We start from the raw sequence: 12,216 nt of genomic DNA, 5'->3' as shown, positions 1-12,216 counted from the left end.
CTCTTCTCGTTATCGTATTTATTCAGCTACCTGGAGCGAGGAACTTAAAGGGTTCTGAAGGACTCAACTTAAATGCCACTTCCCCACCAGTATCCATTGGAGTATCTAATTTCATTGTCATTACTTTAGATCCCGGCTCAATAGAAACACTATCCATATCCAGCCAAATTACTGATGGATTAATAACAGAGTCGAAATAGTAGCGGCTACTTTTTTGATCAATAACCGACCGCCACAATGTTGAGGCTATATTGGGTTTATCTGGATCATCCATTCCCAGCGGCACGCTGACAGCACGAATTTGAGAGAATGCGGATGCTAATGCATCGCGATACTTTTTATATTCTGGTGATGTTTTTAAAGCATAACTCGCCCGTACAAACCTGTCCGCCGCACTAATTGTACCCGGTAGAAAGTTTTGGCCTCCAATTGAATTCCAATAGGAATTGATTGCCAGTTGCTGATCATAAGGAGGAGAATTAGTCATTACCGTAAACTGCTTACCGTGATGGATCTTTAGCACACCATCAAGATATTCAAAAATAGCGGAATCACCACTGGGGTCTGAAATTGCAATATGTGTACTTGCCGGTCTCCCATTGGGAAGATCTGCGCCAACCACAGTGAATGGGTCACTCTTTAACCCCTTTACCGCAGCATCAACCGTTGCGTAGTTATCCAGGATGTATTGCAACCAGGCCCCAACAGAGATAGTCGGCTTATCCCTATCGGCAGCACTCCCATAATCTGCCTCAGCCAAGTATAAAAGGTTGCCTACGAGGCCCTTTTCATTGAGCCCATCAGTTGTAGCCGCATCGTAAATACTGATAACAATTGAGCCAAACTTCGATGTCCAAGTAATAGATTTTGGGCCCAAGCCACCATTGCGCTCCATCCCCTGAGGGAAAACCCAAAATGCCATAGCTGCATCGGTATCACTCCAGTCCATGCTACGGGCAGTAATATAGGTCTTATCACCAGTTTCATAGAGTATTCGGGTACAAGCAATCGAAGACCTGGGCTCGAGTAGGCACAGCACTACAACAACAAAAACCATAACGGAGTTTATAGCTTTAGAAAAATATGAAATCCTTTTCACTTTGCCAACCATCCCTCGAAATCATTAATTAATATACTGATCGTTTACAGTCACTATAATCGGCTATAAACAATAGAAAGTCCGGTTTCCATCATAGATGGCCAACAATGGTGAGACTGTCTTTCATTCCAATACTTGGCAACCTTGGCGTAAAGGTCCAGAAACTGACACCGCTTTCAACATGTACAGTTCAAATATCTTGTAACTTCAGTAAACTTTTACAGCTAATCAGCTTCACGCTAAAAGCATTCATTTTGGTATAGGCTACTCAAATAAAAACTATTTGAAAAACTGTACACCTATTAACCAAAAAGAAATAATCCCTCTTATCGAAGTAGCAATAAGGCCAATCACGGAGCCCCTAATGAACTCAATTGGCAGACTGGTAATCCTAGTCAACAACTATGAAGAAGCTATTGCCTTTTATCGTGACAAATTGGGGTTTGAAGTATTTATTGACTCTCAAGCAGCACCACATCGATTTGTTCATATTCGACTTCCGGCACAAAAAGATATGGGTATATGGTTACTTCAGGCAACTTCTGAAAGCCAGCAAAAGAAAGTGGGAACACAAACTGCAGGGCAGCCTTGTGCCGTTATTTATACAGATAATTTTGATAGAGAGTATAAAAAACTTGCAAAAAATGGCGTTCACTTCAGCAAGCCACCCACTTCTGAAGGGGGGGCAGAATTTGCCCACTTTAAAGATCTCTACGGCAACGAATTTATTTTAGTTGAACTACAAAAAGAAACCGTAGAGTAAATTTTAACCTGTCGCTTCTGATTCCTCCACAGAGTGCGGTGTAAGCAGCGACAGTTCTTCACCTTCGCTAGTCTCCCCCCTTAGCCGCGATGGGATAACTTCCGGTAAGCAATTTAAGAAAAGAGCCACGAAGCGGCTTTTCCCCCTCCAATCAATAAATCTTTTTCTTTTCTATATTTACATCTCGTTTTGTATCACATATAAATCGAGTAACACTCAGTTGACAAATCTCTATGTCCAATGTCCTTCGATTAGTGTAAAGCTGACTATCGCACAAAATTTCACCACTGAGATGCACCACAGCTAGCTACTGGCTCGCGTACTTATATATGGAAATACTCACTTACTGAAACCATTTTCACACAGAAAAAACAAAGGCAGGAGCAAACCTTGGCAGAAGGTTATATCTCCAGAGTAGAGCCAATTGGAATAACAATGAAAAGAAGCTTAATTATGCTGGTGCCCGGATTGACGCGAGTCACCAGCACCGCCCAACTGTCAGAGTTCACCGAGGGAATGATCGCAGCCAGTGAGCGTATGCCTCTCACTCAGATTTCTGATCCTACCGTCCCTGCCGGCATCAACCGCCTGAGGGTCAACGATAAACAGGAGCTTGACCTGGCTGAAGCTTACTGGAACGACTTGGTTCCTAGCATTACGCAGCAGAGTCTGAAAGTCCGCTTAGCCCGAGGCTTCTCCCTAATCTGGTTCTGGCTGGCCAACCTCCATATTTGGAAAGGAGTGCTTAAACGAAAGTACCTGACATTTGGTCTAACCCTTTCAGCATTAGCCTTTATTGTTTGGTACATAGGTACCATTATCTTATTTGTCGAAGCTGTTGAGCCCACCAGCGATAGTCCCTTTTATCCCGCAGTACAACAGCTCAAGCAAGGTGTTGAGTATATAGGGGGTTGGCGGATCTGGCTGATTGCGACTGCCGTAGTTGCCGTGATGCCGGTTGCCTTACTAGTAGATATTTCTGACTTTTGTAAGCGCTATCTCACCAACGAGCCGGCCGCCAAGGGCAAGCCTGCAGTCCGCTTTGAGATTATCCGACGGGTCAGAGAACAGCTCGAAAACAGTATTAAACTATACGACTACGATTCCGTAACTATTGTCGGACATAGTTTTGGCAGTGTTGTTACTGTAGACCTTTTTGCCGATCTTCCGCCAATCGGTAAACCTATCCGTATCCTAACAATGGGGTCCCTAATCGAAGTTCTGGGCAAGCAAGCTCCTTGGCTGCAGAATGAAGTAGAACAACTGTCACAAAGAAAAGATCTAATCGAGTGGATTGATATCAAATCTCACTCAGACTGGTTTGCCAGTGGTTCTGCGGTCCCAGCACGTCACCACTGTTATGAGAGAATTATCGGGTCTTACGGTACTTTTCCGGACAAACTGGCAGCCCGAGTTCACTCCCGATATTTCGATAATCAGGAGGCTGTTCGCTTACTGCTGACTTACTTTGAAAAGAAAAATGATCCCAGTATTTCGCCGACCTCGCATGAGATTTTGGAACCGGTATAAATGGGTACCCAGACGAAAAAATTGGAAAGAACTGTATATCTCTCAGCCACCCTTTAGGCGGCTGAAAAGAGTCGAATTGAACTATTAAAATGAAAATTAAAGGGGGAGTTGTCATGATAAGGCAGCCAATAGCAATCTTTGCAGTTTTAGCCTTTCTTACCATTCTAGTTAGCGGATGCTCACAAATGGCGCCGCGCTATGATGCCGCGCTATACTCAGATTTAACCACTGTCAATGTAGAGATAATGGAATTTTTCTCTTCAGTTTCCAGTGGAACTAACAAAGATTCTTACTCAAAAAGAGATGAGAGATACCATGCATTGATCGGCAAAGTAGATGCGCTGGCTATGCAATCGAAAACCCGCCCTGCGCCTGAAAGTAAACTACTCAAAAAGATTAACAACTATTTGGAATCTTCTGGCAGGAATATTAGCTTTGAGCGGGAACCCCCCAGTGTTGCGTCACTGGAGAAAATTTCAGAGAGTTTGAACATGATGCGCACGGTAGATGAAGATAAGGGCCTAAACGCAACCGCTGTTTCTCTATTCAAAAATGAAATTGTTGTTTCCATGGACCAAGCACTCACCTATGAGTCTTTTCTGAATCGCTGAGGAAATTACTATGTCTATTGACGTTAACCAACTCGTTGCCGATATCAAAGGGGCAGCTTCTGCGGTAATCAACAGTGATATTTCTGAACTCAGGGGATTTTCCGAGCGCCAGTTATCCGCAATGGCTCAGCAAACAAAAATGATTGCTAAAGCAATTGCATCTGATGAAATATCTGGCGACCTGCAAGATTACTTTCTCGACTCCCTGGAGGATATGGCCAAGAACTTCGCCAACACTTTACGTGGACTCCTGTTAGTCACCATTGAGAAAGTCTGGAATGCAGTTTTGGGAGTTCTCTGGGGAACAATTGAAGCTTGCACCGGCATTTCCTTGAAAGCTGCTATCTGATTTCTGTTTAAATTGGGCTGGGGTAACTCAGCCCTCCCCCCTACACTCAATCAAGATTACTCACCGAATCACCCCCACTACTAAGGACACTATTTAGTCAGTCTGAATCAGCTCATGTTTCTGGCTCTCAGGATTTATTGAGCATTCACCAACGGGTAAAAAGAGTTTAACCCCCCTGTAAAGAATTATTCATCAAGACGCGTCAATGTACGCGCGCAAATAACCCAAGCCACTAACCAGGCTGGTTAACACTTGCTGAATCACTACAAACTGGGGTATCCCGATGAATACTAAAAAGACCTACCTGGCAGCCGCCATTTCAGTGGCCACAATAATAAGTGCCAGTCCCGTGACCGCTGAAGACCTCAGCAACGCACAAATTGAAGAAGTAATGGTTCTGGGCTCCGGTAGCACTTTTAACAGCAGCGAAGTATCTGAGGCAATGCGCAAGCAACAGTCCTCTATCACCAGCGTTAATGCATTGATCGATAACCTCCCCGGTGTCTCAGTCAATGAAGGAGATACTTACGGCTTTGACGACTGGTCAACCAATATCAGTATTCGCGGATTTACTAACAGCTTAGATGAACAGCAAATTGGCACCACCATCGATGGTATTCCCAATGGCGGTTCGAATTACGGTGGAGGCTCAAAAGCAAACCGCTTTGTTGATCCGGGTAATATCGGTTCAGTAGAAGTATCACAGGGTACTTCAGATATCGCTTCACGTTCCCACGAAGCCCTGGGAGGCACTATTGATTATCGCACTGATGATCCTTTGGACACACAGCGCAGTCGAATAGAGCTGTCCACAGGCGAATTTGATGCACAGAGAGTATATTTTCGCTATGACACTGGTATTTTTGCCGGGAATAGCAAAGCCTGGATCTCATACTCTAACCAGGAAGCGACCGACTGGATTACTGAAACTGCTGAGAATGAACGAGAGCACATCGCGGCAAAACTAGTGACCAGCTTGGAAGCTGGTACCATCAAGGCCTACATATCCTACGACGATATCCACGAAGATAATTATCAACGAGTCTATTCGGACGCCCAATTTGAAGAGTACCCTGAAAACGATTTCCTTACCGGCAACTGGTCCGGTATTCCCTATATCGATCAACTCTATCGCCGTGGCTGGTCTACCTTGCGCGAGAACCTGCTGGCCTACACCCAGTTCGATTTTGACCTGACAGACTCATTCAATCTACAGGCCGGACTCTACTACCACAGCAACGAAGGCCGTGGGGACTGGGTGCCCCCTTACCTGGTTGATATTACAGATGACAGCGAACAGGGCGAGTCCGAGTTCCTCGGCGGCTCAACTGCCTATGGCGGTAGCCAGTCGGGCATCATTTATTTTGTTGATGCCAATGGCAATGCCCTTACTTATGATGAAACATGTACAGCGTCAGTCACCAATATCTATGGCGATTCAGGACCGGCCTACAATCCAGATTGCTATGCAGAGGGCGCCATACCCACGATGTCTTATCGGCACACTCATTATGAGAAAGAGCGTGCCGGACTGACTCTAGACTTTACATACGCTACCACCATCGCCGGGTTAGACAATGAGCTGCGCGGCGGCCTCTGGTATGAAGACTCCACCCGTGACGAACACCGCGATTGGCACAAAATCACTGATGCAACTCAAGGTGCCAGTTTCAATTCAACACCCTATTGGGTGCAATACGACCGCAGTTACCCCTCCACCAGCACAAAGTGGTATTTACAGAACTCCCTGACCATCGACACTCTCACTTTGACACTGGGCGCCAAGCAGTTCTTTGTCGATGTTGAAAGGGAAGATCTGTTTCAGGAGTCTTCCGATGCAAGTGTTGACTCTGATTCAGATATCCTGCTCTCCGCCGGTTTGATTTGGGAAACACCCCTGGAAGGTGCAGAGCTGTTCGCAGGCTACGCTGAAAACTTTAAGGCGATTGGAGACAGCGTATTAGAGCGGCCCGATTCAGATCTCGACAATATCGAACCGGAAACCTCAGAGACCACAGAGCTAGGGCTTCGCTATACCGCCGATAATTTCTCGGCAACTGCCACCTATTTTCAAAATGATTTTGAAAACCGGATCATTTTCCTGGATAACAATACTTCCGCAGGTAATAACTATTTGATAGGTACCAATGGGACCTATTTTAATGCCGGCGGAATCGAATCTGATGGTCTGGAACTTTTCCTGGACTACGATTTATCAGAAACTCTAAATCTCTATACATCCTATACCCTGCTGGACACTACCTATATTGGCTCAGGAAACTCAGCAGTAGATGAAACTCAAGGAATAACACCAGGGAATGACGTAGTCGGAATAGCTGATCAACTCTATGTGATTGGCCTGGATTGGAATTCTGAAATATTTTACGGCGGTATCTCCAGTAAGTTTACCGGAGATCGCTTTGTCGACTTAGACAATAGCTGGACAGCCGACTCCTATATAGTTGTCGATGCCTACCTGGGCATGAATCTGGGAGAATTTAGCCCGGCACTACGGGGAGCCAACCTGAATTTAGTGATAAATAATTTACTGGATGAGGATTACTTAGGAACTGTCGTCTCTGGCGGTGCCTGGATTGGTGCTCCACGGACAGCCTCACTCTCTGCAACTATTGATTTCTAAGTTTTTTTGGCAGCCACACGATCGGCTGGAAATGCTAGCCGATTGTGCGTATGTTTAGTCAGGCAGTAGATTCAAAAACAAAGTGCAATAAATAATAAATATAGTCGAAAATAATTTTGATTATTTGCGACAAATATAAATAATCCAAAAATATGCAAAGAGCTCTTTCAATGAACAGATTGACTACAGCAATCCTGGCCCTGTTTCTTTCTACTCAATCCCTTGCCGCAGACAACCTCGTATTAGTTACTATCGACGGTTTGCGCTGGCAGGAAGTGTTCTCCGGTTATGACCCTGAACTTCTCAACCACACAGAGTTCACTGAAAATAAACAAGACCTTATCAATCACTTTCACGGCGATTCACTCACCGAAAAACGTCAGAAATTATTGCCTTTTATCTGGCAAACAGTGGCTAAAGAAGGGGTTTTAATAGGCAATCGCGACAAGGGGTCTAAAGCACAAGTTACCAATAGCTGGTGGTTTTCCTATCCCGGTTACAATGAGATTTTAACCGGCTCCGCCGACCCCAAAATCAATAGTAACGACCCAACTCCCAATGCCAATACTACCTTTCTCGAGTGGCTAAACAGCAAATCTGAGTACAAAGGCCAAATCGCTGCATTCGGTAGCTGGGGGGTATTCTCCTCGATACTTAATCGTGATCGCAGTGGTATTTACATTAACGCGGGCCTGAAAGCTGCCGATTGGCCAAAATTGAGCCAAAGAGCAGAGTTTCTCAATGACTTGCAGGGGCAACTGCCGGTTTTCTGGGAAAACGTGCGGCCCGATGCATTTACCTATGGATTTGCAAAAGAGTACTTAATTAGCAAAAAGCCCAAGGTAATGTACATTGCCCTGGGTGAAACTGACGATTTTGCCCACGATGAGGAATATCACCAGTATCTCCACTCCGCACATCGGAGCGACATGATACTCGCCAAACTCTGGCAGACACTGCAATCTCTTGATCAATACCGAGACAATACCAACCTACTCATTACCGTTGACCACGGGCGTGGCAACACCGCTGAATCCTGGCCGCACCACGCCAGTGGCCCTGCACTGACCCAATACTTCGGTAAAGAAGACCACCCCCACAAAGCGGGTATACCCGGCTCCAATGAAATCTGGATTGCCGCACTGGGCCCAGACATTAAGGCCTTGGGGGAAGTATCCAGGGGAGAAGCCATTTTTCAGGATCAGATAGCCGCAACCGCACTACAACTGCTCGGCCATAAGTCAGAAGAGTTCTCGCAGGATAGTGGCAAAGCAATAGACAGTATTCTCAAATAAACCTTTGTTCAGCCAGGCCTGACAAGTTCGGCTGAACAAATTTTCACCACCTTAGGCAATAATATTCTGGAGCCTGATAACAACTTAAAGAACCCATCAATTTAGTGTTAACAGGCTCTAGCTGCCCCGCCCCGGTTTCCGCATAATGCAGGCCGCACTCGCAACTGAAAACAGATGGCCTGATGTATGTGGTTTAAAAACCTCCGTATTTATCGTTTGACGAAAGAATTTTCCCTGGATGCTGAAAAATTGAACGAATTGCTGGAGCCCCATGCATTTGTTCCCTGTGGCAGTCAGGACAGCACTCGCTATGGGTGGGTGCCTCCACTAGGGCGCCACGGCAGCCAGTTGGTGCACGCAACGAATGGCTACCTAATGGTCTGTGCTAAGAAGCAAGAAAAAGTGATTCCTGCTGCGGTAGTCAATGAGAAAGTTGAAGAGCTGGCACAAGCTATTTCTGAAAAAGAAGCCAGGCAGGTAGGTCGCAAGGAGCGGCAAAACCTTAAAGACGAGATTCTCCTTGAAATGCGCCCCAAGGCATTCGCTCGCTCCCGTCTGCAATATGCCTATATTGCACCTCAGGATGGCTGGGTAGTGGTTGACGCCTCTTCTGCCTCCGCCGCCGAGGAACTGCTGGAGAACCTCCGCGAGGCTATCAGTAGCCTTGCCGTGGTACCACTCTCCGCTAAGAACCTGCCTCAGCAAACGATGACCCACTGGCTCAGTGCCCCTGAAGCACCGCTTCAATTTGATTTTGGCCACGAATGCGAGTTGCGCGATCCCAAAGACAGCGGCAGTGTTATCCGCTGTAAAAACCAGGACCTCTGTGCCGAGGAAATTCATAATCACTTGGTGGCGGGACTACAAGTGCACAAGCTGGGACTGACCTGGCGTGGGGGCGTTGAATTCCTGGTAGATGATCAGCTGTCCCTAAAGCGCATCAAATTCAGTGACGAGCTTCTGGAGAAGGCCGATAGTGCCGATGCAGAAGGTGCAGCCCAGCGATTTGATGCAGATTTTGCGGTGATGACTCTGGAAATCTCAGCCCTGACCAAGGACTTGCTCTCTGCCTTCGGTGGCGTAAACACCGAGTCAGCTAGCGTAGAGGAACTGGTGGCCAAAGCCAGCCGCCAAGAGGTGGAGGCCCTGGCCAAAGAGGTAGAAGAGGTCGTTCTTTAGGGAACTCAGATAGTGATACGTACCTGAAAGGCACGTATCACCTCCCCCCTACCCCATCAATCAGATCTCAACCATTGGGCGGCCTGGTTCGGTCCACTGAACGTGGTACTTGCGCTGCTCAGGTTGGTCCACACGCGCAAAGGTATGGGCTCCAAAGAAATCCCGCTGTCCTTGTAGCAGGTTCGCCGGCAGCGACTCGGTGCGGAAGGCATCGTAGTAATTGAGCGCCGATGACAGGGCCGGTACCGGAATACCATTCAGAGTGGCGCTCGCCACCGCTTGGCGCCAGTTGGCCTGGTGATCGGCAATCTGCTGGGTGAAGAAATCATCCAGCAGCAAGTTGGAAAGCTTGGAATCTCGATCGTAAGCATCACTAATAGATTGCAGGAACACTGCTCGAATGATGCAGCCTGCACGCCAAATTCTGGCAATTTCAGAGAAGTTCAACTGCCATCCCTGCTCCCGCGCAGCCAGCTTCATCAAATCGAAGCCCTGGGCGTAAACACAGATTTTTGCGCAGTAGAGAGCGTCGTGTAGCTGTGCAATCACCTCTTCCCGCTGCTCTGAAGCCACTGGTGTCAACTCAGGCCCTTGCAGCTTCTTCGCTGCGCGGGTGCGCAATACCTTCCGGGTAGATAATGAACGGGCGTAAACCGCTTCGGCAATACTCGGAGCCGGACAGCCCACTTCCAGACTGCTCATGGCTGTCCAGAGACCAGTACCTTTTTGCCCTGCTCGGTCGAGGATAACATCTACCAGCGGTTGTTCTGTCACGGAGTCCAAGGTAGAGAGCACTTCCGCACTGATATTGATCAGATAGCTGTTCAGCGGGCCTCGATTCCACTCGCGGAATACCTCTGCAATTTCCTCTGGGGCCATACCCAGCGCCGTGCGCATCACATGGTAGGCCTCACAGATCATCTGCATATCGGCATATTCAATACCGTTATGCACCATCTTCACATAGTGGCCTGAGCCTATCGGGCCGATATAAGCCGCACAGGGCTCACCTTCGCGAACCGGGTTGCCAGGCTCAAAGCGCTCAATCGGCTGGCCGCTGGCTTTATCCACTTTGGCGGCAATAGCATGCCAAACTGGCTCAATACGACTCCAGGCATAACGGTCGCCGCTGGGCATAAGGGATGGCCCAAAACGAGCACCCACTTCGCCACCGGATACTGCGGTGGTGAAGAAAATCAATTTGCCTTCATACCGTTTAGCCCGCTCTACAGAGTCGGTCCACAGGCTGTTACCAGTATCAACAACGATGTCGTCAGCCTTCAAGCCCGCATCGAGCAGCTTGCTGCATACGTCATCAACGGGGGCTCCAGCCGGAACCGAGAGAATAATCAAGTGCGGGGCTTTAACCTTCGCCAACAGCTCTGTGTATGAGTTGCAGGCTTCAACACGCGCAGGCAGGTCTCCACGCTCTTTCTTGTCCTGCTCCAGCAGCGCATTCAGCCGGTTGTGATCCAAATCAAAGGCACAGACCCTATAGCCATTGTCGGCCAGGTTCAGGATCAGGTTCTTACCCATCACACCGGCGCCGATAAAGCCAATATCGCACTGTGAATCAGACATCAAGTTCTCCATATAAAGACAGGGGGCTTTCAAGGGCGCGGAGTATAGCAATATGAATCTGGAGCAGGGAGAGCAAAAACCAAACAAAATTGCCCAGAGGGCAGCAAATACAGCCTACAAGGTGTAGAAGCCGATAGCAGGTAGTCCGCTATGGGCAAATACTCCCGACCTGCGCGCTTTATCTTTTGGTGCCAGCCGGCAATTCAATTGCCTCGACACCAGAGCTCCATAAGTTATTTCAAGTCTCTGACGCTTTACAAAAAAACTTATAACGAACTGTAAGAGTAAGAACATATCCGCTCAATACTCTAATTGGGGAAATCGCTTCCGATGAGACTGAGCTTCCTCACAATAACGCAACCGGTTTCCCATGCACCGTAAGTGGCACTATCTTTACTAACCCACAATTCTCCATCACAACTACTTAATCTGCCTATAAATCCATTTTATCGATTAAATTGAATTTTTAACTAAATCAAGGCAAGTGAATTTTAATAAAGCAAAACCCATATTCTTTGGAGATTTGACTGAGAGGGATGACCTTGGACACCCTACTTAACTGAGCTTACTAACAAATGAAAGCCAACAATAAAATAAACCATAAAATACAATCAATCCATTATTTGGCCTTCCAGGATTTATCGCCGATACCTAGATACTGGAATTTCAACATTCGCTTCACTACAGCAAAGCGCAAAATAAAAGCTCTTAACCTTACTGAAAGCAAGAAGTAAACGATGAAAATAAATTGAGTTTTTCAGCAAGATGGAACCTCACGATTTATCCTATAAGTGCATGAGCAATACCATATTCATTAAAAATAGACTTATTAAGACGACAGCCGGTGAATATGCTGGAGACCTCATAAGATCATTGAATCAGCCAATGGATAAACTACCTTCAACAGCGCCAAAACTCCCAGCGCAGGTTCAGACAGCTAGAGGGAAATTAATAGTGTAATTTCAACAAGCTCTCATTTCACCTATACAGCCTCCAAGTCTATCCCGCCTTAATTAATAGCCCTAGATGCTAACAACACTAGCATTACGGAAACAGTTAATTTATATACCTGCCAACAATAATCAATGACTATTTTTGTAACCCAAAACTCATATGCAGTACGAAAACTGGCAGCGCCCCTAAAGCCAAGACCGCTAGACTTCAGAAG

9 protein-coding genes are annotated in these 12,216 nt (G+C 46.8%); 7 read left to right on the top strand and 2 right to left on the bottom strand.

The genetic code is table 11. The features are described 5' to 3' along the window. Positions 1-22: 22 nt before the first annotated feature. Positions 23-1,099: a bile salt hydrolase gene (locus tag ACJJIL_RS06180; protein ID WP_445361421.1), complete on the bottom strand. Its 1,077-nt coding sequence runs from the start codon at positions 1,097-1,099 to the stop codon at positions 23-25. A gap of 364 nt (positions 1,100-1,463) precedes the next feature. On the opposite strand from ACJJIL_RS06180, the gene ACJJIL_RS06175 reads away from it, so the two are divergent. The 7 genes from ACJJIL_RS06175 (at position 1,464) to rdgC (ending at position 9,467) form a co-directional block, all read left to right on the top strand. After that, a complete protein-coding gene (locus ACJJIL_RS06175) occupies positions 1,464-1,862 on the top strand; it encodes a VOC family protein (RefSeq protein ID WP_444914294.1) in 399 nt (132 codons plus the stop codon). Between the two features lie 435 nt (positions 1,863-2,297). Further along, complete coding sequence (locus ACJJIL_RS06170) at positions 2,298-3,392, top strand: alpha/beta hydrolase family protein (RefSeq protein ID WP_444914295.1); 1,095 nt, start codon at positions 2,298-2,300, stop codon at positions 3,390-3,392. 89 nt (positions 3,393-3,481) lie between these two features. Next, complete coding sequence (locus ACJJIL_RS06165) at positions 3,482-4,003, top strand: hypothetical protein (RefSeq protein ID WP_413662707.1); 522 nt, start codon at positions 3,482-3,484, stop codon at positions 4,001-4,003. Between the two features lie 10 nt (positions 4,004-4,013). Then, the gene (locus ACJJIL_RS06160) at positions 4,014-4,352 is read left to right on the top strand and encodes a hypothetical protein (protein ID WP_413662708.1); all 339 of its coding nucleotides are present in this window, start codon (positions 4,014-4,016) and stop codon (positions 4,350-4,352) included. Positions 4,353-4,635: 283 nt separating this feature from the next. Then, complete coding sequence (locus ACJJIL_RS06155) at positions 4,636-6,993, top strand: TonB-dependent receptor domain-containing protein (protein ID WP_445361420.1); 2,358 nt, start codon at positions 4,636-4,638, stop codon at positions 6,991-6,993. A 170-nt stretch (positions 6,994-7,163) separates the two neighbouring features. After that, positions 7,164-8,288, top strand: coding sequence for an alkaline phosphatase family protein (locus ACJJIL_RS06150; protein WP_445361419.1), 1,125 nt, complete (start codon positions 7,164-7,166; stop codon positions 8,286-8,288). Between the two features lie 186 nt (positions 8,289-8,474). Further along, on the top strand, positions 8,475-9,467 hold the full coding sequence (rdgC, locus tag ACJJIL_RS06145) for a recombination-associated protein RdgC (protein ID WP_445361418.1): 993 nt from the start codon (positions 8,475-8,477) through the stop codon (positions 9,465-9,467). A 60-nt stretch (positions 9,468-9,527) separates the two neighbouring features. On the opposite strand, the gene gnd is transcribed toward rdgC, so the two are convergent. Further along, a complete protein-coding gene (gnd, locus tag ACJJIL_RS06140; RefSeq protein ID WP_444941173.1) occupies positions 9,528-11,048 on the bottom strand; it encodes an NADP-dependent phosphogluconate dehydrogenase in 1,521 nt (506 codons plus the stop codon). Between the last annotated feature and the right edge of the window lie 1,168 nt (positions 11,049-12,216).

This window comes from Microbulbifer maximicatervae (SeqCode) (assembly GCF_052468095.1).
The sequence above is the reverse complement of the archived record's forward strand: the minus strand, read 5'-3'. Positions and strand labels throughout refer to the sequence as shown.

Bases quoted from the DNA above. Each gene is read 5' to 3' on its own strand.
- ACJJIL_RS06175 (WP_444914294.1), top strand. From the start codon at position 1,464: ATGAACTCAATTGGCAGACTGGTAATCCTAGTCAACAACTATGAAGAA.
- ACJJIL_RS06150 (WP_445361419.1), top strand. From the start codon at position 7,164: ATGAACAGATTGACTACAGCAATCCTGGCCCTGTTTCTTTCTACTCAA.
- rdgC (WP_445361418.1), top strand. From the start codon at position 8,475: ATGTGGTTTAAAAACCTCCGTATTTATCGTTTGACGAAAGAATTTTCC.
- ACJJIL_RS06165 (WP_413662707.1), top strand. From the start codon at position 3,482: ATGAAAATTAAAGGGGGAGTTGTCATGATAAGGCAGCCAATAGCAATC.
- ACJJIL_RS06155 (WP_445361420.1), top strand. From the start codon at position 4,636: ATGAATACTAAAAAGACCTACCTGGCAGCCGCCATTTCAGTGGCCACA.
- ACJJIL_RS06170 (WP_444914295.1), top strand. From the start codon at position 2,298: ATGAAAAGAAGCTTAATTATGCTGGTGCCCGGATTGACGCGAGTCACC.
- gnd (WP_444941173.1), bottom strand. From the start codon at position 11,048: ATGTCTGATTCACAGTGCGATATTGGCTTTATCGGCGCCGGTGTGATG.
- ACJJIL_RS06160 (WP_413662708.1), top strand. From the start codon at position 4,014: ATGTCTATTGACGTTAACCAACTCGTTGCCGATATCAAAGGGGCAGCT.